Source organism: Kineothrix alysoides (assembly GCF_000732725.1).
In the GTDB taxonomy this organism is placed as follows: Bacteria; Bacillota; Clostridia; order Lachnospirales; family Lachnospiraceae; genus Kineothrix; species Kineothrix alysoides.
Map to the genome: position 1 here is coordinate 563,816 of NZ_JPNB01000001.1, position 24,182 is coordinate 587,997.

18 protein-coding genes are annotated in these 24,182 nt (G+C 44.4%); 17 read left to right on the top strand and 1 reads right to left on the bottom strand.

All coding sequences use genetic code 11. The annotated features are described in order from the left end of the window. The first annotated feature begins 10 nt into the window (after window positions 1-10). From CC90_RS0102715 to CC90_RS0102735, 4 genes are all read left to right on the top strand, one after another. Window positions 11-6,241, top strand: coding sequence for an S-layer homology domain-containing protein (locus tag CC90_RS0102715; protein WP_081905846.1), 6,231 nt, complete (start codon window positions 11-13; stop codon window positions 6,239-6,241). A gap of 530 nt (window positions 6,242-6,771) precedes the next feature. After that, window positions 6,772-7,395 carry a TetR/AcrR family transcriptional regulator gene (locus CC90_RS0102725; RefSeq protein ID WP_031389295.1) on the top strand — a complete coding sequence of 208 codons (624 nt, stop codon included), beginning with the start codon at window positions 6,772-6,774 and terminating at the stop codon, window positions 7,393-7,395. Beyond that, complete coding sequence (locus CC90_RS0102730) at window positions 7,388-8,554, top strand: macrolide family glycosyltransferase (RefSeq protein ID WP_031389296.1); 1,167 nt, start codon at window positions 7,388-7,390, stop codon at window positions 8,552-8,554. The genes CC90_RS0102725 and CC90_RS0102730 overlap by 8 nt, the downstream gene beginning before the upstream one ends. A 105-nt stretch (window positions 8,555-8,659) precedes the next feature. Beyond that, on the top strand, window positions 8,660-9,001 hold the full coding sequence (locus tag CC90_RS0102735; RefSeq protein WP_031389297.1) for an arsenate reductase family protein: 342 nt from the start codon (window positions 8,660-8,662) through the stop codon (window positions 8,999-9,001). Window positions 9,002-9,076: 75 nt separating this feature from the next. On the opposite strand, the gene CC90_RS0102740 is transcribed toward CC90_RS0102735, so the two are convergent. Next, window positions 9,077-10,321: an MFS transporter gene (locus CC90_RS0102740; protein WP_132038550.1), complete on the bottom strand. Its 1,245-nt coding sequence runs from the start codon at window positions 10,319-10,321 to the stop codon at window positions 9,077-9,079. 1,004 nt (window positions 10,322-11,325) lie between these two features. Between CC90_RS0102740 and CC90_RS0102750 the strand changes: the two genes are divergently transcribed. The 13 genes from CC90_RS0102750 (at window position 11,326) to CC90_RS0102810 (ending at window position 24,176) form a co-directional block, all read left to right on the top strand. Then, window positions 11,326-12,192 (top strand): methionine ABC transporter ATP-binding protein, encoded by an 867-nt coding sequence (locus CC90_RS0102750; RefSeq protein ID WP_330373172.1) that lies wholly within the window; start codon window positions 11,326-11,328, stop codon window positions 12,190-12,192. 48 nt (window positions 12,193-12,240) lie between these two features. After that, entirely contained in the window at window positions 12,241-12,951 is a 711-nt protein-coding gene (locus tag CC90_RS0102755; RefSeq protein ID WP_031389300.1) for a methionine ABC transporter permease, read from the top strand. Between the two features lie 168 nt (window positions 12,952-13,119). Continuing rightward, window positions 13,120-14,055: a MetQ/NlpA family ABC transporter substrate-binding protein gene (locus CC90_RS0102760; RefSeq protein ID WP_031389301.1), complete on the top strand. Its 936-nt coding sequence runs from the start codon at window positions 13,120-13,122 to the stop codon at window positions 14,053-14,055. Between the two features lie 72 nt (window positions 14,056-14,127). Next, window positions 14,128-15,285 carry a trans-sulfuration enzyme family protein gene (locus CC90_RS0102765; protein WP_031389302.1) on the top strand — a complete coding sequence of 386 codons (1,158 nt, stop codon included), beginning with the start codon at window positions 14,128-14,130 and terminating at the stop codon, window positions 15,283-15,285. After that, the gene (locus tag CC90_RS0102770) at window positions 15,282-16,193 is read left to right on the top strand and encodes a PLP-dependent cysteine synthase family protein (protein ID WP_031389303.1); all 912 of its coding nucleotides are present in this window, start codon (window positions 15,282-15,284) and stop codon (window positions 16,191-16,193) included. Before CC90_RS0102765 ends, CC90_RS0102770 begins: the two co-directional genes overlap by 4 nt. Before the next feature lie 63 nt (window positions 16,194-16,256). Next, window positions 16,257-16,700: a DUF4418 family protein gene (locus tag CC90_RS0102775; protein WP_051869248.1), complete on the top strand. Its 444-nt coding sequence runs from the start codon at window positions 16,257-16,259 to the stop codon at window positions 16,698-16,700. Then, window positions 16,675-17,895, top strand: coding sequence for an ABC transporter permease (locus CC90_RS0102780; protein WP_031389305.1), 1,221 nt, complete (start codon window positions 16,675-16,677; stop codon window positions 17,893-17,895). Before CC90_RS0102775 ends, CC90_RS0102780 begins: the two co-directional genes overlap by 26 nt. A gap of 5 nt (window positions 17,896-17,900) precedes the next feature. Continuing rightward, entirely contained in the window at window positions 17,901-18,602 is a 702-nt protein-coding gene (locus CC90_RS0102785) for an ABC transporter ATP-binding protein (protein WP_031389306.1), read from the top strand. Between the two features lie 48 nt (window positions 18,603-18,650). Beyond that, window positions 18,651-20,126 (top strand): nitrogenase component 1, encoded by a 1,476-nt coding sequence (locus tag CC90_RS0102790; RefSeq protein WP_031389307.1) that lies wholly within the window; start codon window positions 18,651-18,653, stop codon window positions 20,124-20,126. Then, on the top strand, window positions 20,123-21,460 hold the full coding sequence (locus CC90_RS0102795; RefSeq protein WP_031389308.1) for a nitrogenase component 1: 1,338 nt from the start codon (window positions 20,123-20,125) through the stop codon (window positions 21,458-21,460). Before CC90_RS0102790 ends, CC90_RS0102795 begins: the two co-directional genes overlap by 4 nt. 12 nt (window positions 21,461-21,472) lie before the next feature. After that, on the top strand, window positions 21,473-21,868 hold the full coding sequence (locus CC90_RS0102800; protein WP_242843232.1) for a NifB/NifX family molybdenum-iron cluster-binding protein: 396 nt from the start codon (window positions 21,473-21,475) through the stop codon (window positions 21,866-21,868). 4 nt (window positions 21,869-21,872) lie between these two features. Continuing rightward, complete coding sequence (locus CC90_RS0102805) at window positions 21,873-22,748, top strand: radical SAM protein (protein WP_031389310.1); 876 nt, start codon at window positions 21,873-21,875, stop codon at window positions 22,746-22,748. A 105-nt stretch (window positions 22,749-22,853) separates the two neighbouring features. Then, window positions 22,854-24,176 (top strand): O-acetylhomoserine aminocarboxypropyltransferase/cysteine synthase family protein, encoded by a 1,323-nt coding sequence (locus CC90_RS0102810; protein WP_031389311.1) that lies wholly within the window; start codon window positions 22,854-22,856, stop codon window positions 24,174-24,176. Window positions 24,177-24,182 lie beyond the last annotated feature (6 nt).

The following is a 24,182-nucleotide window of genomic DNA, read 5'->3' on the forward strand; positions in this document are numbered from 1 at the left end:
GAAAAGGTATATGAGTCAGCATAAACCATACCGGAGATTTCTCACAATAGTGCTATCTGTTGTCATGGCACTGGGATCTATGCCCGCTTCGGCGGCAGCGGAGGAAATCCTTCCCGGTACAGGTGTTGAGATTATTTCATTTGGAGGATTGGAGAAGGCGGAGAGGGCGGTGCCACCAGGAACGGCTTTAGAGGATTTGGAGTTGCCGGAGAGTCTTACGGCAATGGTATGTCCTGCAATGGATACCAAGGATGGAGAGGAAGCACAGACAGCCGGGGCGATGGAAACGACCGTGCCGGTAACATGGGTTGCTTCACCGGTTTATGATAGTGAGAAAGCAGGAGTTTATATATTTATCGCTGGAATCGAAGGATTCGCGGTCAATGCCGAACTGCCGTCTATTACTGTGACGGTGGATGAAATAAATGAAGATAGTACCGCTCTTGATGAAGTGGAAGACAGCGCGGCAGCAGCGGAGGAAATCATCCCCCAGGCAAGTACTGAGCTGCAGCCCGTTGCAGTAATGGCGGATGAAATAAAAGGGAGTATTACAACCTTCGATGAACTGACCGACGATATTCGTTGGCAGAATACTATCGAGCCGTTTTTTCCGGCGACTCTTGCCGGTACGGTGGAGGGTAAAACGGTCCAAATTCCTATAACGTGGGAAGCCGATCACGAGTATGACACGGAATGTCCCCTTAAAGGGTTGTATGTGTTTACTGCGCAGCCCGCGGAAGGCTATACCCTAGGGAATGATGTAGAAGTGCCGCGAATCACAGTATATATCCCAATGACAACAGCGCATACGATGACGTTTTTTATGGCGGGCAGCCAAACGGCCGATACTTCGATTTCGATTACCAATGCAGACCAGCTTGCTGAAATCGCTACGCTGGTTAACTGTGGACGGCTGAAAAGTTTCTTGTTCAATGATGAAAGCGGTAAGGGTACACTGGCACTTCAAAATGATATAGATCTTTCGAATTATGGCAGGAATTGGAACGGCGGCAAAGGCTGGATGCCTATAGGATATGATCCGGGTAAGCCTTTTCAGGAAATTTTTGACGGAGGCGGATATAAAATTACCGGATTGTTTATCGAGACGACAGCCGGTAATCATTACTGCGGTACAGGATTATTTGGCTGTGTGGATGGCGGCACAGTGCAAAATCTTGGCATCATAGATATGAATATTACAGGGGGCGGCTACGCCGGAGGCGTAGCGGGATCAATTGCTTCCGGCAGCACGGTGCAGAACTGTTACGCTACCGGCAATGTCAGCAGTGAAGACTATGCGGGCGGCGTAACCGGTAGTGTTAACGGCAGCAGCACGGTACAGAACTGCTACTCTGCCGGCATTGTCAACGGTACAAGCTATGCGGGTGGTTTGGTCGGGATGACTGCAGGAAGCAGTACGGTACAGAACTGCTATGCCGCCGGTATCGTAAGCGGTTCAGACTATGTGGGTGGTGTGACAGGCTGGGCGGATGGTGCTGTATTGCAAAATTGTACGGGGCTGGGCAGCAGCGTTGCAGCATCTTCTGATATGAACATCGGGCGCATTACAGGGTTTCAAGGCAGCGGTACCTTCTCCGGCAATGCGGCTTTCAGCGGCATGATACTAGAGGTAAATGGCGCAAAGAAGACTGCTGTCGGTGATGCTGCCGGCAAGGATGGAGCGGACAAGAGCGCTGCAGAAATTAACGAAGAAAATTTTTGGACGGTTTCGTCCGGATTTACCGGAAACTGGGACACCTCGGTCTGGACAATTACAGCAGGCAGTTTACCCGGTCTTTTTGGCATGGCGGTGGACATGCCTATTCACATTGTGGACGGAGGGAATCCTAATTTTCCGGGGGCGGGCACGCAGGAAAATCCTTATCAGATTTCGAATGCTGCCCAACTGGCGAAGATGGCGGAATTGGTAAATGACCTGGGGACCAATCCAGTCTATGGGGGCGTGGGAATATATTATAAACTTACCGCAGATATTGATTTATCCGGCTATAATTCTGTCAATACCGCATTTAATGGCGGAAGGGGCTGGGTGCCTATAGGATATGGAGATTATAATACCTTTCAGGGAAACTTTGACGGAGACGGCCATAAGATTACCGGACTGTATATCAGGACAACAACAGGGAACCACTATGACAGTACAGGCTTGTTCGGTTCATTGTTCAAGGGCAAGGTGCGAAATATTGGTTTGGAAGGCGCAGATATAACCGGATATAACAATGTCGGAGGGATAGCGGGATATATCTATAATAACAGCCTGGTACAAAACTGTTATGCGATAGGAGCCGTTGCCGGCAATAACAATGTCGGCGGTGTTGTCGGTGTTGTCAGAGTTAACAGCAAGGTGCAAAGCAGTCATACAGTCGGAACGGTTACCGGCAATGAGCGTGTGGGCGGCTTAGCAGGTCTTGCTAAAGAAGCCGGTATCATGCAAAATTGCTATTCGGACGGTTTGGTTACCGGGGGGCAATGTGTGGGTGGAGTAGTAGGGTATATAGAAGCAGAAGGAAATGCGGAGAGCTGTTATGCCGCGGCTGCAGTGGAGGGGACACGCTGTATCGGTGGTGTAGCGGGCGCCGCTGATGGAAATGGGGCTAAGGTAAAAAACTGCTATAGCACCGGAGCGGTTAATGGAATAAATGACGAAACAGGCGGTGTGGCAGGCTATGTATATTATGGTACAGTGGAAAATTGTTTTGCCACAGGAACGGTTAACGGCAGTACTAAAGTCGGCGGTGTGGTTGGTGTTGTTAACCCTTACGGCACAGTTCGAAATTGTGCTGCTCTAAACTCCAGTATCAGCGGTAATTCCAAAGTCGGCCGGGTAGCCGGTGTTATTGCGGCAGCCGGTATTTCTTCCGACAATATAGCGTTCGGTGGCATGAAGGTCATGGAAAATAAAATTCCCAAGGCCGTTATTAATGATGCAAATGGAGTAGATGGTAAATCGAAGGACGCAGCAGATCTGAAAACATCGGCAGGCTTTCCTGAAGCTTTGAGATCCAATCCTTGGAGTTATGAGGAAGGAAAGTGTCCCGTCCTCTTGGATAGCGCCGGAAAAAATATCCTGCCTGAACAAAATACGGCGTTGCCTTATCACATTAGCGGACATTATTTTGCAGGCGGTGAAGGCACAAGTGAAAGGCCATATGAAATCGCCTCTGCCGCTCAGCTTGCAAAGCTTGCGGAGCTAGTAAATGCAGGCACATCTCCCTATGCGGAGACGGGAAAATATTATAAGCTTACCGCCAGTATTGATTTGTCCGATTACAGGAGCAGTGAGGGGTGGATACCAATTGGGGCTGGCGATACTGCTGCTTTTAAAGGGGTTTTTGATGGCGGCGGCAAGATAATTACAGGATTATATGCGAAACGGGCAGGAACATATACAGGCCTTTTTGGTTATGTAGAGGGCGGCACGGTGCGGAATCTGGGAATCGCAGGCGCCGGTGTCACCGGTGTTGCGGGTAGTACAGGCAACTATATCGGCGGCGTGGCAGGTATTGTCGATGGTAATGGAATGGTGGAAAGTTGTTATGTCACCGGTACTGTCAGCGGCGCGAGTAATGTTGGGGGCATAGCAGGGAGCCTTAACGACAGCAGCATCATACAAAACTGCTATACCACATGCAGGGTAGAGGCCATAGGAGACAATGCAGGCGGTGTAGCGGGAAATCTTGACGGTGGCGGTACCGTGCAAAACTGCTATGCAACCGGTACTGTCAACGGCGTAAGCGATATAGGCGGCGTAGCGGGAAGTATTGGCGGTAACAGTACGGTAAAAAATAGCGTTGGACTGAATTCCGGCGTCAGTGGTATAAACAATGTAGGACGTGTAGTGGGTTGTAATAATGGCAGCATGCTCTTAAATAACTATGCTTTCTCCGGCATGAGAAACGGCAGTGCTAAAACACTTTCCGACCTTGACGGAGAAGACGTGACTATTGCACAGATAAACACCGCAGCTTTCTGGACAAATGCAGGCAGCTGGAATATTTCAAGCTGGAATGACGCATCTATATGGGCGATTGCGGACAACAAGCTTCCGCTTCTTAAAAAGGTGGAAAATCCCCAGTCCGGCAGAGGGCTATATCTGACTGAGCGCGATATTTCCAAAGCTACTGTAACGATAAACGGTACTTACATCTATACCAGCAGTGAGATTACACCGGAGATTTCCGTTGTTTTTGACGGTGAAACGCTGAAAGAAGGTGTGGATTATACTATATCCCTCAAAGGAAACATCAATGCCGGAACTGCCGTGGCGACACTTAGCGGCCGGAACAACTTCAAGGGTACTAAGAATATAAATTTTACAATCGGCAAAAAAATGGTTGCAAAGGAAAACCTGGAATGCGACTTAACTGCGGTAGTATATAATGGTATGGAGCAGCCAGTTTCAGTTACCAGAAAAGATGGCCTGACCGGATTTGGCGATATTACAGTCAAATATGCCGATAAAATAACCGCCCCTGTAAATGCGGGGAAATATGCCGTAACGGTTGATATTTCAGAAGGATTAAATTATGAAGCAGTTGTCGGACTTTCGCTGGGGAATTATACTGTTGAGAAAAAGAAAGTCATAGTAAAAGCCGACGATAAAACTATAAAGGCAGGTAATCTATTGCCTGCGGCTACCTTAAGCTATAACGGTTTTATTGGAACGGACAGCGAAGACAATGCGCTTGCCGTAAAGGCCATGGCGGAGTATGATGCTGACGCATCTTCTGTGAAGGCAGGTACATTTCCGGTTAGATTCTCGGTAAATGCCGTTTTGAATGACACAGTTGGTGCGAATTATACGCTTGTTCATCAAAATGGTATATTAACGATAATGCCCGAAGAGATAATTCCTGAAAAAGAAGACGGACAACCCGTGAGTATCATAAGTACTGTGAGCGCCGCGAGTACTAAGGCGGAGAACCCGGCAAGAAGGCCGGAAACTCACGAAGTTATAGTAATTACCGACACCATGGTACTTGCAGCCATTGAGAAGGCACAGTTAGATGCTAAAATAAAGGGAAGCATTACAAAAAGTATGGAAGCACAGATTTTCTTAAAGGCTTCAGACACAGCAGGCTTTACTCTTGTTATAGAGCGCGCCGCACTGAGCCGGCTGGTAAGGGAAGGCAGACCATTTAAAATTTCCGGGCTTCCGGTTACTTTTCAATTTGATCTGCCGGCTTTAAAGGATGTCCAAAAGCAGAGTGGCGGCGACATTAGCATCTCTGTCAACCCGGCAGCTACAGAAGGGCTTCGCAGCACTTTTGATATCGAGATTACTTCGACCGAGAAAGGTAAGCCGGTGGTTATCAGCTCTTTGGGCAGTGGTTCCGTAATTATCGGTATTGTCGTAGGGCTTGGAAAAGAGGAATTTGGAGGTTGCCTTTACGGTGCAGCCGTAGGGGCAGATAAAAAAACCAGCCGTATCTCAAAATCCGTCTATGATGCGAATAGCGGCCGTGTGATATTTACTGCTAATCGTTTTCAGATTTATGGAATAGCTTATATGCCACTTGACGCAAAATTTATGGATATTTCTGACCATTGGGCAAAGGAATCCATCGATTATGCGGCAGGCAGAGGGCTGCTTGACGGAATCTCAGACACGAGGTTTTCTCCTGATTCGCCAATGACTCGCGAAATGCTGGCAGCAGCTCTTGGCAAGCTGTCCGGTGCGGATGTGAGTCGTTATAAGACCAGCAGCTTTACCGATGTGGCGGGAGATAAAGTGCATGCTGCATATGTCGAATGGGCATATAGAAAAGGTATTATGAAAGGAACCGGCAATAGAAGGTTTGCTCCTGAGCGTACCGTTACCCGTGAGGAAATGGCGGTAATTATGACAAACTTTGCCAGAGCTGCCGGCTATGTCCTGCCGGTGAAACGTGAAGCGGCTGCCTACGCAGACAATCTTAATATTGGTAATACCTGCAAAAAGGCGGTAAAAGCTGCGCAGCAGGCAGGCATTATGATGGGGGAAAGTGCAAACAGGTTCAATCCAAAATCTGGTGTTACCCGCGGAGAGTTTTCCGCAATATTATACCGTTATATCAAGCTGACAATCAGTCCGGACACCACTCAGGGATGGGCCTTGAATGATTCTGGACAGTATCTTTATTATAAGGATGGGAAAATCCTCACCGGTCGACAGGTGATCGATGGCGTGGAGTATAGCTTTGGAACCGATGGTACGCTTCTGAACGGGAATCTGCATTGACCGGATACGGACAGAAATTAAAAGCATTCGGAGGGACAAACGGTACCTTGACCTATGATCTAATAATATGAATAAAAAATAAATGTTAAAGCTTTGGTAAAAGATTTCGTGGATTTATAGTATAGTGCAAATAATTTGTAAGGTTACATGTCTTTATGGAAACTTTATGATTATATGGAGCGATAAACGGAAAAGAAGTGAATTTTATTACTGGCTTTTACAAAGGAGGAGCTATTGTGAAAATAGATGATTGATCTATTAGAGCAATAGCTTCCTTTTTCAAATAAACAGACCGAAATAAAGGTACATGAGAGGCATAAACACAAGTAAAACACACTAATTTTTTTTCCGATAAAGGATGCGCAGATGCGCGTGCGAAGTAAAAACTGTACGGCTGAAATATTTGGCTGCGAAAGTGTGCAAATCACACTTTTGTCTCTTGACGTTATTAATTATAGATCATATAATAATAAGCAGAACATTGTTCTGCTTATTATCTATCATGAACGGAAAGAAGGTAAATAAGATCAATGGCTAGAAAAAAGGTTTTATTTGGCGGAAAAAGAGAAGAAATTATTGAAATCGCTTTGCGCCTTTTCATGGAATATGGCTTTGAGCAGACCTCGATCAGAAGAATCATACAAGAAGCAGGTGGTGAGGTCGGCATGTTTTATCACTACTTTAAATCAAAGCAGGAGATATTCGACATTGCGGTGCAATATTATCTGGATAAGTATGTGGAGAGCTATAAGCAGATTGCCGAAGACCAAGATAAAAACATAATGGAGCAGTTGTCCGAGATGGCCGAACTGTTGAAGAAGGCGAGTATGGAATATGCAACACTTATGAGAGAGCAGAGTATGCACTGGACAGTGCAGCATGCGCTGCATGCCCGTACTTTAAAGTGCCTTGAGCCTTATATGGCAATGATTTTACAAAGAGGAATAGAGGAAGGCAGAGCAAGAAATGTGTTGGGATTGCATATCGATATTTTGACTGCCTGTGTTATTCATGGAATTGAAGGGATACTGCATGTACACGACGGAAAAGAGCTGAAGGAAGAAGATATGAAACAAATAGAGGAAGACGTATATAAATTTGTTGGGCATATGCTTCAAATATCTATGCAGAAAGCGGGTGAAACGGATGTCTAAAATTTTAATGATTAACCTGCCGTATTCAGGCCATACGAATCCGACATTGGGATTAGCGGCAGAACTTGTGAGACGGGGACACTTTGTAGGATATATTAATGCGCCGTCTTTCAGAGAAAAAATAGAAGCTACAGGAGCGATATTTATTCCCTATGATAACTATTCCAATGACCTGACGGACCAGCAGATAAAGACCCGTTGTTTTTTAGCTGCTTATAATACCGGTTTAAGGGTTGGGGAAGATTATGATTTGATTTTATATGAATTATTTTTTTATCTCGGCAAGACGCTTGCAGATACGTTGGGGAAACCATGTATCCGGCAATTTTCTATGTTTGCCTGGAATGAGCATGTGGTAAACACATTTATAAGAAAATCCCCGATGTGGTATGTATTAAGGCTGAAAGCAGTCAGAAAATTAATTACACGCAATTCTTCACATGGAATTAAAATAAAGTTCGATGAAATGATCAGCGAAATCAACCACAATATTCCTTCGTTAAATATTGTTTATACATCAAAAGAATTCCAGATTTTTGCAAATGAATTCGATGAAAGATTTCACTTTGTAGGACCTTCTATCGGAAAGAGAATCAGTGACATACATATTCCTTTTCATGAAATGAAGGATATTATAGTATATGTTTCTATGGGAACTGTGCTGGGGAAAAATAAGGATATATATCAAACTTGCATACGGGCTTTTCAGGGAGAAGACGTCAGTGTGATCATGTCTCTGGGGAAATATATTAAGCAGGAAAGCTTAGGCAGTATTCCTTCTAACTTCTATGTTTATGAAAGTGTTCCTCAATTGGAGGTATTGGAAAAGTCCTCTTTATTTATTACTCATGGAGGAATGAACAGTGTTAATGAAGCAATCTGTTTCGGTGTGCCGATGTTAGTTGCACCGATTGGCGGCGATCAGCCTACCATTGCCGACAGAGTAGAGGAACTGGGGATGGGACTGCGTATAAAAGGAAATAAAATTGGCCCGGATGGACTAAAGCGGCTTATAAACACAATAATAAAAGAAGAGAAATTCAGACAAAATGTTATGAAGCAAAGCATTTATATGAAGCAGGCCGGAGGCATTCATAAAGCGGCAGATCTTATTGAAGCGGAGATATCTGCCAGATTGCTTATTGAACAGGAACATTAATTGGACGGCGATGCATCATAAGAAAAGCAAAAAAATATTTGAATTCTATTATCCAAGATGGAAATATAACAGACAAATGGATAGAAAGAAGGATTGAGGAAAGCTATGAACTTACAGATTTTCGGAACCAATAAATGTTTTGATACGAAGAAGGCACAAAGATATTTCAAGGAGCGCGGTGTGAAGTTCCAGCTCATTGACTTAAAAGAAAAGGGTATGAGCAGAGGGGAATTCGTTAGTGTAAAGCAGGCGGTCGGCGGGCTGGAAGCTATGCTGAATGAAAATTGCAAGGATAAGGATACACTTGCTTTGATAAAATATATCGCAGAAGAAGACAAAGAAGCAAAAGTGCTGGAAAATCAGCAGGTGCTTTTAACACCCATCGTAAGAAATGGTAAAATGGCGACGGTAGGATATAAGCCTGAGGTGTGGAAGAACTGGGAATAGACCCGTTTACTCAGCCTATTCCCGCATTGTTCCAATCTGTACATTTTTCATCGGATTATTTTCTGACTTTGAGCTTTAATCTATATAGGCATCAATAGAAGCATGCTTTGCGGACAAAACTCTTTCTTTGCTATTTTTATATAAATAATTTTTAACTGCAAATAACAGTAATGCAAAGCAGCATGGGAATGCCATTCCCCAGAAATAGAATGTGTTGTTATAATCATATACATATCCTGAATAAACTGGACCAATCACAAGGCCAAAACCTTGCAAAGTCCCAATAATTCCGTAAATAAACCCTCTATTTCCTGTTTTATTTCCATACTCTACAAGCAGACTTTGCAAAGCAATATACATAGCCGATCCTGCCAAAAATTCAATAAAAATTATTCCTATAAATATATATGGATTAATAACAAATTTTAATATAATAAATGTTGTAACTTCAATAATGAGTGATATCAATACCAGCTTTTTACTTCCGATTTTATCGCATAATTTTCCCATAAATGGACCTGAAAAAGAAAAAACCAGGAAATTTAAGGATAATATAAAGGAAATATACGTTAATGGCATTTTTAAAATGGAATCCCCATAAATAGGAAAAATTGAAGTTAATGAAGAACAAATAAAATCTCCAAGCATTGCAAGGCATCCTATAACAATAAATTCAATTCCCAATATAGCTTTATATACATATTTTAGCTTTACATTTTCTTTTCTCTTTTGCTCCCTTATTATTTTGATTTCACTAATATTAATACTTAAAATAAACGCTCCGAATGCTGAAATTGTTGAAATAAAAAAAACTATTTTATAATCAGAAAATCCTGAAATTATAGTCCCGCCTACTAGTGGACCTATTGCACTGCCTAATGAGGAAAAAACACTATATGTTCCTATTTCTTTTCCTTTTTTTGATTCATTCACTAAAGCTCCTACAAAGGAGTAAATCAGAGGTGTTATAATTCCTATCACAAATCCTTCTAAGATATAAATAATAGCAATTATAAATGACTGCATAAAAAGTGTTTGCAAATAAAAAAGTACACTTAATCCAATTAAAGATAACATTAATAGTTTTTTATATCCAAAAAAATCTGCAATAATGCCCGCTGGTATTTGTAAAGCAGTACGCCCCAATCCATAAATTGAAAAAATATAAGAGATAGTGATTGTTCCAACTCCAAACATTCCGAAGTATGATGGCATAATTGGCGTCAACGATGTATAGCTTAAATTAAATAACATTCCGCAAATACAAATTATTAAAAAGGACTTATTTTCTGTAAATATATTTTTATTAAATGATTTCATTTCTATACCCCATATATGCTTTGCCGGCCTCAAAATCACTAGTTGAAAATGCTTTTCTTCCAACCTTCTCTTAACGTCCGTATAATAAGTATATCCATTTCAAGTCCTCAACAGGTTCCGATTCGTAAGCTATTGGAACATTATAACGTAACAATATGAGTTGTCCATTACTTCATCGAGTATATTTTTGCTCAAAAAAAAGCAGAAAATGCCGGCGATTATATGCTGCTTTTTCCGCATGATTATGACAAAATATTTATTCCTTTTCCACTGAAATATAATTATAAAATATTACAAGAAAACAGGAACATTTTTGTCATAAATGTTCCTGTTTTCTTCCTAAACGCTATGATTTGCACGGAAGCATTTTAGTCCTCTAATAAGTCTGGAAAACATATGAAGCTATTTTTAAACAAATCAAAAAGAGGAATACAGCAAGGTTCCCATGTCAGAAACAATTATAGGTACAGCTTCACAACCATATTCTCTTGCTTTGACTATAACTTTCATGAATCAAAAAATCCAATACATTCGTTTTCCGTCCTAAAATTAGGAAGCGCTATGTAATGAAAGAATAGGAAATATCTTAAAAAACATATTAAACATATATGAAATATTAAAAAGTGCCTAAACATAAACCTATTAATTGTCTCTAATTTAGATAAAATGACAAAATTATAAAAACCCTTCTATCTTTGATTGACAAATGAAAATTCAAAACATATAATACCAATAAGTTTAGTAGGAAACATTTGAAATTCCGGAAGGGAGAGAATAATTATGCAAAACAGAACAGTTGCAGTTAACAAAATCATACGTACCTCTATAGGAATGCAGTGTTGCTGTATTCCTTGTTGTGTTATGCAAAAATATAATTTCTCCGGGGGATAAAATGGTTGTATCATCTTGCGTATGCTATTAAGGCAGTCAGGATTATATGATCCTGACTGCCTTTTTATGTAATAGGAAAATGTTTCTATTACATAAAAAATGGATGCGCAGCTATGAACGCGGAACAAAGAAAGGAGTGTACGGTATGCTTGCCGTGTCGGCGGGCTAAGCGGTACAACAGATATAATATTATGGAGGACTACATTAAAATTAAAAATTTACATAAAACCTATCCTACACATGACGGACCGCTGGAGGTGTTGAGAGGGGTAGATCTTTCCATAAGGAAAGGGGAAATATTCGGGACGATTGGTTTCAGCGGAGCCGGAAAGTCCACGCTGGCCCGATGTATTAACCGGCTGGAAACGCCTGATAAGGGAGAGATTCTAATAGACGGCGTTGATATTTTAAAGCTGCCAAAACAGGAACTGCTCAAAGAACGGCGAAAAATCGGCATGATTTTTCAAACCTTTAATTTATTTGAGGCAAAGACGGTATATAAAAATATTTCATATCCGTTGGAAATCAGCGGCTTCCCTAAGGCGGAGATCAAACGGCGCGTTTTGGATACGGCAGAGCTTGTAGGATTATCCGATAAATTATCGGCCTATCCGGGAGGACTTTCGGGGGGCCAGAAGCAAAGGGTAGGAATCGCCAGAGCTTTGGTAAACGATCCTTACCTGCTGTTGAGCGATGAAGCAACATCAGCCCTTGATCCCCAGACCACGCTTCAGATATTAGAACTGTTAAAGGAAATCAACAAAGCGACAGGGATTACGATTCTGATGATTACACATGAGCTGGATGCCATCAAATATACGTGTGAGCGGATGGCGGTTCTTGAGGATGGACTTATTATAGAGTCGGGCTCGGTAAATGAAATATTCCATAATCCTCACAGCCGTACCGGGGAGCTTTTTGCAAAGGTATTCCTCGAATTTCAAAAAGCAGATAGCCTTATGAACGGTGAGGGAATATAACGAAGCCAGCAGAGAAAAACATTCGTAAAATAGAGAAGGAGTGGCAGCATGAGTTTATTGGATACGCCTCTTTGGGAGGTAATAAAAGGTTCCTTTGCGCCTGAGGTATGGGAACGCATAGCGCCCGCTATTTCTGAAACGCTTTATATGACAGCATTGTCTTCGATTATCATGCTTATTCTTGGATTACTTCTTGGGATTATGCTTACGGTAACAAATCCGAATGGGCTGGTGCCGATGGTAAGCCTTTATACCGGTTCGGGATGGCTGATCAACTGCCTGCGTTCCCTGCCGCAGATGATTATGATTATTTTAATGATACCAGTAGCCCGTCTGTTTTTTGGTAAATCTTATGGAACAAATGCCTGTATCATCGCCATTGCGGCGAGCTGCATACCGATGTATGCGCGTATAGTTGAAAGCAGTCTGCTGGAAATTGCCAAAGGCAAGGTGGAAGCTGCCAAATCCATCGGAAGCACAAATTTTCAAATTATCTTCCGAATACTGCTTCCGGAAACTGTTCCCTCCCTGATACGTGGATTTACGGTTGCGGTAATCGGAGTAATATCCATGACGGCTCTCGCGGGAATGTTTGGAGCGGGAGGTATAGGAGATATTGCGGTCAGGTTCGGTTATCAGCGCTTTCAGCACGATGTGCTGTTTGCGGCAGTGTACATTTTGATAATTCTTGTCCAGCTCGTACAGTTTATCGGAGATTTTACTTCGAGGAAGATACTCAGAAAGAGGAATCTGTTGTAAAAAAGGAAGCATTTATAACATGAAGCATTTATAGCATAAAAGATTTAAAACATGAAGCATCAAAATATGAAAGATTTAAAACATGAAGCATTAAATTATAAAGCTAAAAACGAGAAGTTAAAAACATGAAACCATAAAACAACAAATTATAAGAAGAGGAGAAATAACATGAGAAGATCTAACTTATTACCTTTAATGGCTGCAGCAATTCTTTCAATCGGAGTTTTTGCCGGCTGCGGAGCGAAAGCCGGCAATGCGGCGCAAGAGACGAAAGCTCCCGTTTCAGAGAGCACGGCGGACACGACCAGTTCAAAAAATACAGACGATTCAGAAAGCACAGACGGCAAAAATAACAGCGCCGAGGCAGAACAAAAGGAAACTGTAACAATTACGGGTATTGCAGATCTCGTACCTCATTCCGAGATTATCGAATATGTAACACCCAAACTTGCGGAGCAGGGTATTATCATTGAGCTCGTAGCTACATCCGCAGATGCTACGACCAATGAGAAAACGGCAAAGGGAGAGGTGGACTTTAACTATTTCCAGCACTATCCCTATTTGGAGGAGTGGAACACGACCAACGGTTTTGACTTAATCAATGCAGGTGATATCCATGTGGAGCCCATCACGGCATATTCGGATAAGTATACGAGTACAGAGGAAATTCCCGATAATGCGGTCGTTGCAATTCCTAACGACGGAACCAATGAATACCGCGCCCTGCGTATTTTGGAACAGAACGGTTTTATTAAGCTGAATGAGGAAACGGCTACCACATTGAGTGCTTCCCTGACTGATATCGAGGAATACATTCGTCCTCTGGAAATTGTTGAGCTCGATTCGGCCCAGATCATTCCGACCAAAGCGGACTACGACTTTTTCATTACCAATACCAATAAAGCTTTAGAGGCAAAGATAACTTCCACAAAGCTGTTCAGCGAAGGCAGTGATAGTCCATATGCGAACATTATTGCGGTTCGGGCGGAGGATAAGGATAATCCGGCAATCATAGCTCTTGTAAAAGAACTTCAGTCGGAAGATACGAGAAAATTCATCGAAGAAAAATATGAAGGAGCCGTAATACCTGCCAACCTCAGATAAGAAGGCGGTTAGCCGTTGCTATAAAGCCATGGGTCGAATAGTAACATTTAGATAGAATAAGGAGGTTTCACTTTGAAAAATTATGAATATATCGAATCTGCATTAATCCATGGCGGTATATATGGGGATGAACGCACAGGTGCGGTAAATACTCCGGTGTATCAGACATCGACCTATATGCAGGATGGATTGGGAAAAAACAGAGGATATGAATATTCTCGTACGGGAAATCCCACAAGAGAGGCGCTGGAATCGCTCATCGCGGAACTGGAGGGAGGAAAGGCAGGCTTTGCCTTTGCCTCCGGTATGGCCGCAACGACTGCGGTGCTCAGTCTTTTTCAGAGCGGCGATAAGATCGTGATATCGAGCAATGTATATGGAGGTACTTTTCGCGTATTGGATAAAGTATTTCAAAGGTTTGGATTTCAGTATGTCATTGCGGACACGACGGATTTGGAAGCATTTGAAGAAGCGCTCACGCCGGATGTGAAAGCCGTCTTAATTGAAAGTCCGGCAAATCCGCTTCTTACGGTAACGGATATCAGCGCCGTAGCGAAAATAGCAAAGAGTAAAGGTGCCTTGCTCATTGTAGACAATACGTTTATGACACCTTATCTTCAGCGCCCTTTGGAACATGGGGCAGATATCGTTCTCCATTCGGCTACAAAATATCTGGGAGGCCACAGCGATTTGATTGCAGGCTTGGCGGTAGTAAAGACGCAGGAGTTAGCAGAAAGGCTTCATTTCATACAAAATGCGACCGGAGGGGTACTGCAGCCCTTTGATTCTTTTCTCTTGATTCGCAGCATCAAGACCTTGAGTGTCAGAATGGACCGGCATGTGAGAAATGCCGTAGAGCTGGCGAAGCTGCTGCGGGAACATAAAGCTGTTAAGACAGTATATTATCCGGGGATTCCGGATTTTCAAGGGTATGAAATAAATAAAAGGCAGGCCAAGAGCGGCGGTGCCATGATATCTTTTGAGCTTCGTGAAGGTTATGATACTCACCGGTTTTTTGAAGAACTGAAGATTATTGCGCTGGCAGAAAGCCTGGGCGGAGTAGAATCCCTCGTATGCCATCCCGCAAGCATGACCCATGCCTCTATTCCGAGAGAAATCCGGGAAAAGGTAGGGATTACGGATGGCCTTATCCGGCTTTCCGTAGGCATTGAGAATGTAAAAGACCTTAGCAAGGATTTACAATCCGCAATAGAGAGGGCAAAGTTATGAGTTTATATCACTCCATGCAGGAATTAATCGGTAATACGCCCCTTGTCAGACTGAATTATCTTGGTTTTCCGGAAAAATTACAGATTTATGCGAAGCTGGAGCTTTATAATCCTGCCGGGAGTGTTAAGGACAGAATCGGAAAATATATGCTTGAAGATGCCAGAAATCGGAACGTATTAAGTCCTGGAGACACAATTATAGAAGCTACTGCAGGAAATACGGGAATAGGCATTGCATTTGCAGCCCTTAATCAAGGATATAAGCTGATTTTTACCGTCCCGGAGAAGTTTTCTCAGGAAAAGCAGACTTTGTTAAGAGCGCTTGGCGCAGAGATTATCAATACGCCGTTGGAGGAAGGAATGTCCGGAGCTATTAAGAAAGCGGAGGAGCTTCGTACGGCAATTCCGAATTCGGTAACGCTCGAACAGTTTAAAAATGGGAGCAATCCCTTGGCCCACTACGAAACAACCGGACCGGAAATATATAAGGACCTGAACGGAGACATCGATTACGTCGTTGCAGGAGCGGGAAGCGGCGGTACTTTTTCAGGAATACTGAAATATCTGAAGGAGAAAAACCCGGGTATAAAAGGTGTATTGGCCGATCCGATAGGCTCCACGATAGGGGGAGGAGAACACGCTGATTATGAAATCGAAGGGATAGGAAATGATTTTATCGCCGACACCATGGATATGAGCCTTGTGGATAAGGTAATTAAGGTAAACGACGCCGAAGCTTATGCGGAGGTAAAAAATATTGCCAAATATGAAGGAATTTTTGCAGGCTCGTCATCAGGGGCGGCACTGGCAGCAGTGAGGAAGCTGGCTAAGACCGTTCCTTCCGGCAAGATAGTAGTAGTTTTTCCGGACAGAGGAGACCGCTATTTCGGCAAACATATTTATGGCTAATAGGAAATTGCTTGTTCTGTCAATAAAGCAGGATTCGCGTAAAGGGAAAGGTATGGTCATTTTATGAAAAATAAATTTATTTTTGGATTTTTATCGATTGCAATCGGGCTTCTTATCGCATTAGGCCCCTTGACTATTTTTCCGGTTTGCGGGGTGCATGAACATTCCGAGGAAGTGATGAAATGCTTTTGGACCGCACGCGCAGAATTAGGAGTTGGTTTTTCGATTTCGATACTGGGCCTGCTCTCCATAATATCCGGCAATCCTAAGTTCCGCCTCGGATTAGCTGTCGCGATTTTATTAAATGGGATTCTGGCATTTTTGTTTCCTGCGGTTTTAATCGGCGTTTGCGGGAGTGCACGTATGAATTGCCGAGCGCTGACATTGCCTGCTTTATCCATTTTAAGCAGCCTTATTGTTATAGCGTCTATAATCCAGGCAGCTTACCTGCGTTATACCAATAAGGAAGGAACGGAAGAACATGGAAAGCAAACCGCTAACGACTAGAAGGCTGTCCGTATACAATTTGAGAAGTAATCCGTTTCGAACTGCCAGCCTTGTCTTTGTAGTATTGCTTCTCGCCTTTGCCACATTTGGAGGCTCCTTGTTGTCGCAGAGCTTAAAGAACGGTTTAGGAAGCCTAAAGGAGCGTCTTGGAGCTGATCTCGCCGTAGTTCCTCTCGATCATGAAGCGGATTACGAAGGAATTATTTTATCGGGCCAGCCGGAAAAGTTTTATTTCGACCAATCGATAGAACAGCAAATAGAGCAGGTTGAAGGAGTCAGCAAGGTTTCCTCCCAATTTTTTATATCTACGCTTGCGGCGGCATGCTGCTCCGTACCAGTTCAAGTAATAGGCTTTGACCCTGATACGGACTTTGTAATTCAGCCGTGGATTGCGAAAGTATATCACGAGGAAATTGGCGACGGGCAGATTATTGCAGGCAGCGATATCGTACTTAACGATACGGGAACCTTGAAATTCTTTGACGACACTTACAAAGTGGCAGCCCAGCTTGAAAGAACCTCCACCGGAATGGATTATTCTGTATATGCGAATATGAATACGATAAAGATGCTGGTCGCCGGAGCAAGAGAAGCGGGCATGAATCTGAGCGTGGATGTTTACGGTACGGACGTCGACCGTTCCGTATCCACAGTGTTGGTAAAAATAGAAAAAGGATATGACGCGGATACGGTCACCACAAATATACGGCGGCAGATTTCCGGAATAAGCATAGTGAAATCACAAAATGTCTTTGCTTCAACCGCAAATAACATGGATGTTCTGCTCGCTTTTATAAATACGATAACTCTCGTACTCTGGTTGTTAGCCATACTTGTTTTGGCGGTAATGTTTTCCGCGATGACAAACGGCAGGAAAAAAGAGCTTGCACTTTTACGGTCGGTGGGAGCCGCGAGAGGAAAGATATGTGGAATTGTTCTTACGGAATCTCTCCTCATAAGTATACTGGGAGGTACTTTGGGAACGGTGGCAGCTTCGCTTATTATTTTTCCGTTCAGTACATATACAAGGGAAAAATTAGGCCTCCCTTATTTACTTCCGAATGTGGCCGTAACACTGCGTTTATTGGGAATGAGTCTTCTTCTTTCTTTTGCATCAGGGCCCTTTGCAGCGACGTATTCGGCTGTAAAGGGAAGCAAAGCAGAAGCTTATATCTCCATAAGAGAAGGAGAGTGACCGGTATGGCGTTAGAAGTAAGGAGTCTTACGAAAGAGTATATAAGGGGCAGGGTTGCATTTCAGGCGGTAAATAATGTGAGTTTTGTCGTCCAGCCGGGAGATTTTGTTAATATTATAGGACGCTCCGGCAGCGGAAAAAGTACATTAGTAAATATGATAGCCTGTCTGTTAACCCCTACGAAAGGAAGCATTGAGATAGACGGACTTAACATTGTCTCCCTGAAGGATAAAGAGGCTTCCGCCTACAGAAATTCGAAAATAGGATACATATCCCAAGGGCAAAGCACTCTGGCAAGCCTTAATGTGCTGGATAATGTAAGAGTGCCGTTCCATCTGTCAAAAAGGGAGGGAACTTCTAAAGAAGCGGCATTTTCATTGCTGGAGCAAACAGGAATTTCGCATTTGGCAGCAGCTTTTCCAAAGCACCTCTCCGGCGGAGAGTTAAAGAGAGTTGCGATTGCGAGGGCATTGATTAATCATCCGGACTATGTGATTGCAGACGAACCTACCAGCGATTTGGATGTGCAGACAACGGCGGAAATTATGGAGTTGTTAAAAAATATTGCGGAAACGGGAACAGCGGTTATGATGATTACTCATGACATGGAGGCTTTGGGGTACGGGAGCCGTACCTTTGTTATGGATGCGGGAATTTTGACCGAGTGCGCAGGAAACCGGGTGTATATTTCGCATAAGCGGGGATAGGAGTTCCCGAATTGTCAAAATGAAAAAATCATGAAATAGGAGGATGCTATGGGAAACATAGATTTACAGATACCGGAGGTATCGATCAGGGAAATACGCCTGGGTTCCATTACGGGCTTTCAGGGGGGAGCGGAGGAACTGGTAAAAAGCTCCCGCTGCGGACTAAGGGATAAAAGCAGATCTTTTTCCCAGTGTCTTGGATGTTCCACATCGCAGGCAGCATGTATGGTTATTTTGGTTCAGGATGCGGCTGTTATCAGCCATGGTCCGGTAGGCTGCTCATCCTGCTTCCACGAGTTCGCATTTACCTATAGGGTGAATTCTCCCCTTCGCGGCATCGAAAATCCGACACAGCGCAAGGTTTTTTCCACCAATCTTCAGGAAACGGATACCGTTTATGGCGGGGGACAGAAATTAGCTAAGGGTATCCGGGAGGTTTATGAAAGAACGCACCCTAACGCTGTGTTTGTATTGACCACCTGCGCTGCAGGAATCATCGGCGACGACGTGGAAAGCGTGTGTAATGAGGCTGAGGAGGAGCTGGGTGTTCCTGTGGTAGCAATATTCTGTGAAGGCTTCCGTTCCAAGGTATGGACTACCGGCTTTGACGCCAGCTATCACGGCATTGCGAGAAAGCTTATAAAGCCTGCCAGAGAAAAGAGAGATGATATCGTGAATGTCATCAATTTCTGGGGCTCTGACATTTTTAAAGACTGGTTTGAAGCCTTCGGGGTAAAACCCCGGTATATCACTCCCTATTCCACTGTGGAAGACTTATCCAGAGCCTCCGAAGCCGCGGCGACCATTCAGATTTGTCCGACTTTAGGCTCCTATCTGGGAGCGGCGCTGGAGCAGGAATTCGGCGTACCGGAGATTAAGACGGCCCCGCCCTACGGCGTAGCCCAGACGGACCGCTGGTTCAGAGAGCTTGGGAAAATCCTTCATAAGGAGGAAGAAGCGGAACGGCTGATCGCCGCTAAGAAGGAGGAATACCTTCCTAAAATAGAAGAACTGCGGCAGAAGCTGAAAGGAAAATCAGCTTATGTGACGGCAGGAGCAGCCCATGGCCATGCGCTTTTGTCCTTGTTGGGCGAGCTGGGAATGAAGGCAAAGGGAGCTGCTATCTTCCACCATGACCCTCTTTATGACAGCGGCAGCGAGGAAGGCGATTTGCTGGCGCAGCGGGTAAAAGATTACGGGGATGTTCCCAATTTCAACATATGTAATAAGCAGGAATTCGAACTGGTAAATATGCTGAACCGCTTACAGCCGGATGTTTTGCTGGCAAGGCACGGAGGTATGACGCTTTGGGGAGCGAAGTTGGGAATTCCGTCACTGCTTATCGGAGATGAGCATTACAGCATGGGTTACGAAGGAATCGTGCGCTATGGAGAGCGCATCGTAGAAACTTTAGAAAATAGCGAATTTGTTAAGAATCTCAAAAATCATGCCATCAATCCCTATACGAAATGGTGGCTGCAGCAGGAACCGTATACTTTTTTAGAAGGAGGTAATGTGCAGTGAGCGGAATCATCGAACAGGAACGTTATACCTGCGCCATCGGCGCACTGCAAAGTGTGGTAGCTATTCCGAAAGCCGTGCCGATTCTTCATTCAGGTCCCGGCTGCGGCAATATGATTCAGGGGTTTTTCGAGCGCTCCACGGGTTATGCGGGAGGAAACACTTCTCCGTGTACAAATTTCAGCGAGAAAGAGGTTGTATTCGGTGGAATGGAACGCTTAAGGGAAATCGTATCCAATACGTATAAGGTGCTGGATACCGACTTGCAGGTGATTCTGACAGGATGTACCGCCGGTATCGTGGGCGACGATGTGGAGTCTCTGGCAGATGAATTCAGGGAGTTGGGAAAGCCTATCGTATCCGTGGAAACGGCAGGCTTCAAATGCAGTAATTTCGAGTCACACAGCCTTGTGGTGAACGCGATCCTCGACCAATACGTCAGCAAATTCGAGGATGAGAACCCGGTGCGCAGCGAAAAGAACACGGTAAATCTTTTTGCCTCTCTTCCCTACCAGGACCCTTTTTGGAAGGGGAATTTGAGAGAATATAAGAGGCTTTTGGAGGGAATCGGATTAAAAGTACATATTCTTTTCGGACCGCAGTCGGAGGGCGTGGAGGAATGGAAGAGGATTCCCAGAGCGAATTTCAACATTCTCGTGTCTCCCTGGTACGGACTTCCCATCGCAGAGCATTTGGAAAATATATATGAACAGCCTTTTACGCGCTTTCCGAACGTACCGATAGGAGCCAATGAAACGGAGCGTTTTCTGCGTCAGGTCATTAACTTTGCTAAAGGGCAGGGTACACAGATAGACGAGGAGGCGGCGGAGGAATTCATAAAGAAGGAGCGAGAGGCCTACTATGAGGAAATCGATAATCTTGCCACTTTCCTGCTGGAATTCCGCTATGGACTTCCGAACCATGTACATATTTTGCACGATGCAGGATATGTGGTGGGACTTTCCAAATTTTTGCTCCATGAGGTCGGTATTGTTCCAAAGGAGCAGTTTATTACGGATAATACGCCTGAAAAGTTCAAGGAACAGATAGTGACGGAACTTAGAAGTACTTCGGAGAAACGTGAGATTCCGCTCACCTTCGAACCGGATGCAGGTAAGGTTCAGGATGCGATACGCGCCCTAAGCCATCAGGGAAGAGGCTTGATCATAGGAAGCGGCTGGGATAAGGAGCTTGCGAGGGAAAAGGACTACGATTTTCTGTCTGCAGCAGTGCCTACGCCGTACCGGCTTGTGCTTACGACAAATTACGTAGGTTTCTCCGGCGGTCTCAGAGTTATTGAAGATATTTATGACAGGGTACTGTCGACATATCGGTAAAAGGGAAGAAGGTTGAATAAAAATGCGTATTCAGCTATTGATTTGAGTGCGCGTCGCAACGCGCAGATGGGTATAAAGATGAGAATTGCCTTTGCCAGCACTGACGGTACATGGGTGGATCAGCATTTCGGAAGCGCCCGCTATTTTCAGGTCTTTGACTTAAATGAGGAAGCATGTGAATTTGTAGAAGACCGCCGGACAGAAAGCTACTGCCGCGGCAATTGTGAGGGTGGTTTCGAGCATTTGCTGAAGGCGCTTAACGACTGCGATGCCATTTTCGTCGTGAAAATTGGTCAGGGAGCTGCTGCGTTTATGATTAGTCATGGAAAACGGGTATTTGAGGCATATGGTCCCGTGAAGGAAATTTTAGATAAGCTTTTAAAAGAAGGTTTGCTGGAGGAGAGGTGAGAATATGGCAAAGAGCTTCGATGAATTAGCTGCGGCGCATCCCTGTTTTGCGGTAGGCGCAAAAGTAAATAAAGGCAGAGTACACCTTCCGGTTTCTCCGGGGTGTAACATTCTTTGCCGTTTCTGCGACAGGAAGATTAATGATGTGGATGTCCGTCCGGGAGTGGCAGCAACGATCATTACCCCCGAAGAAGCCGTAGAGGTGGTGCGAAAGGCGGTAGAGCTATGTCCCGATATTACGGTGGCAGGAGTGGCAGGTCCCGGGGATACTTTGGCTACACCATATGCGCTTGAAACTTTCCGTCTGATTAAAAAAGAATTTCCCGACATTATCAAATGTATGAGTACCAACGGTCTTCTTTTGCCGGAATATCAGCAGGATATTATCGATGTAGGAATCGATTCCCTCACCGTTACGGTCAATGCGGTGGATCCGGCAATTCAGGCACAGATTTGCGGAGGAATCACATATAAAGGAAAAAGGTATGAAGGATTGGAGGCAGCCGAAATATTGATCCGCAATCAGCTTAGCGGCATTAAGGCCGTTTCGGATGCGGGAGTTACGGTAAAGGTGAATACGGTGCTCATACCGGAAATCAATGCTGACCACGTGGAAACGGTAGCTAAAACGGTTTCGGAAGCGGGTGCAAAAATTTACAATATCATTCCGCTCATTCCCCAGCACGAGTTGAATTGGTGTTCGGCTCCTGACTGTAGATTGCTTAGTGAGGTCAGAGGTCTTGCGGAGCAATATATCAATGTATTCCGCCATTGCCAAAGATGCCGCGCCGATGCGGCGGGCATACCCGGAGGGGAAGATTTCTCCAAGCTGATTTATATAAGGCCCGTTGTGCAGGAAAATACATTTTCTCACGGTTAAGAAATGATCATAGGATGCATTTCAGGAAAGGGGGTGGTGGCACATGGAATGTGAGTGTAGTATCCCGGACTGTTGCAGCACTTTAAAAAGAAAAGGAGAATTATTATGTCAGAGGAAACAAAAAAGGCGGCATACCGGTTTGACACCCAGAAGGTCAGAGCGGGATATGAGCCGAAGGATCACAAATATGCGGTATCGCCGCCTATTTACCAGACTGCATCTTATGACTTTCGAGATGTGGAGAATGCGAAGAACTTATTCAGCTTTAAAGAACAGGGATTCCTATATACCCGTGTAGGAAATCCTACGGTAGCAGTGTTAGAGGAGCGAGTGCGGGTGTTAGAAGGAGCTGCTGCAGCCATCGGCGTGGCCTCGGGGATGGCGGCTATCAGTTACACGCTGCTTAATCTTGCCGAGGGGGGCGGAAGAATACTGACTTCTCCTTTCCTATATGGAGGCAGCGCCGACAGCTTCAAGAAAATTTACCCCAAATTCGGTATTCACTTCGATATCGCCAAGAACCTGGAGCATCCGGAGAAGCTGGGAGAAGAAATATGGCCTGATACAAAGGCTATCTATATCGAGAGCATCAGTAATCCGAATACGGTATTGCTTGACCTTGATGCTATATCCAAGGTAGCGCACGAACACGGTATTCCGGTAGTGGTGGACAATACGGTGGCGACTCCGTATCTGTATCATCCTTTTGCACACGGCGCAGATATTGTCGTATACTCCGCTACCAAGGGCTTGAGCGGACATGGAAATCTCATTGCAGGCCTTATTCTGGAAAGCGGAACATTCGATTACAAAACGGAAAAGTTCCCGCAATTTTCTGAAAAGTATTATACCCTCAGAGACGAGAGCGGTACATACAGAAGCTTTCCGGAGGTATTTCCGGAAGCGCCCTTTACCGCCAGAATACGGTTTAATTATCTGAATTACTTCGGGGCGGCACTTTCTCCTTTCGATGCATATCTTTCCATCGTTGGTCTCGAAACACTCTCGGAGCGCCTCTCCAAGCAATCGGAGAACGCGCATAAGCTGGCATTATATTTATCCTCCAACGAAAAAGTAGAGTGGGTAAGGTATCCAGCGCTGGAAGAAAGTCCTTACCATCAGCTTTATAAGCGAGACTTTGAGAAGGGTGCAGGCGGACTTCTTTCCTTTGGTTTCAAAGGAAATGAGAAGCAGAAGGAAGCCTTTTTAAATGCGATAGAGCTGTTCCATTACCATGTGAACATCGGCGATGCCAGATCGCTGATCGTTAATTCCCCGCAGACCACCCATGGGGAACTTGATGATCAGGAAAAGGCGGCGGCCGACATACCGGAAAATCTGATTCGCATTTCCGCGGGGTTAGAGGATTCTGATGATTTGATTGCTGATTTGGAGCAGGCGTTCCAAAAAGCATTTTCCATAAACTAGTTGAGG

What these genes read in the sequence shown, in the direction of transcription:
- CC90_RS0102715 (WP_081905846.1), top strand. Translation starts at nt 11, where the DNA reads ATGAGTCAGCATAAACCATACCGGAGATTTCTCACAATAGTGCTATCT.
- CC90_RS0102725 (WP_031389295.1), top strand. Translation starts at nt 6,772, where the DNA reads ATGGCTAGAAAAAAGGTTTTATTTGGCGGAAAAAGAGAAGAAATTATT.
- CC90_RS0102730 (WP_031389296.1), top strand. Translation starts at nt 7,388, where the DNA reads ATGTCTAAAATTTTAATGATTAACCTGCCGTATTCAGGCCATACGAAT.
- CC90_RS0102735 (WP_031389297.1), top strand. Translation starts at nt 8,660, where the DNA reads ATGAACTTACAGATTTTCGGAACCAATAAATGTTTTGATACGAAGAAG.
- CC90_RS0102740 (WP_132038550.1), bottom strand. Translation starts at nt 10,321, where the DNA reads ATGAAATCATTTAATAAAAATATATTTACAGAAAATAAGTCCTTTTTA.
- CC90_RS0102750 (WP_330373172.1), top strand. Translation starts at nt 11,326, where the DNA reads ATGAACGCGGAACAAAGAAAGGAGTGTACGGTATGCTTGCCGTGTCGG.
- CC90_RS0102755 (WP_031389300.1), top strand. Translation starts at nt 12,241, where the DNA reads ATGAGTTTATTGGATACGCCTCTTTGGGAGGTAATAAAAGGTTCCTTT.
- CC90_RS0102760 (WP_031389301.1), top strand. Translation starts at nt 13,120, where the DNA reads ATGAGAAGATCTAACTTATTACCTTTAATGGCTGCAGCAATTCTTTCA.
- CC90_RS0102770 (WP_031389303.1), top strand. Translation starts at nt 15,282, where the DNA reads ATGAGTTTATATCACTCCATGCAGGAATTAATCGGTAATACGCCCCTT.
- CC90_RS0102775 (WP_051869248.1), top strand. Translation starts at nt 16,257, where the DNA reads ATGAAAAATAAATTTATTTTTGGATTTTTATCGATTGCAATCGGGCTT.
- CC90_RS0102780 (WP_031389305.1), top strand. Translation starts at nt 16,675, where the DNA reads ATGGAAAGCAAACCGCTAACGACTAGAAGGCTGTCCGTATACAATTTG.
- CC90_RS0102785 (WP_031389306.1), top strand. Translation starts at nt 17,901, where the DNA reads ATGGCGTTAGAAGTAAGGAGTCTTACGAAAGAGTATATAAGGGGCAGG.
- CC90_RS0102790 (WP_031389307.1), top strand. Translation starts at nt 18,651, where the DNA reads ATGGGAAACATAGATTTACAGATACCGGAGGTATCGATCAGGGAAATA.
- CC90_RS0102805 (WP_031389310.1), top strand. Translation starts at nt 21,873, where the DNA reads ATGGCAAAGAGCTTCGATGAATTAGCTGCGGCGCATCCCTGTTTTGCG.
- CC90_RS0102810 (WP_031389311.1), top strand. Translation starts at nt 22,854, where the DNA reads ATGTCAGAGGAAACAAAAAAGGCGGCATACCGGTTTGACACCCAGAAG.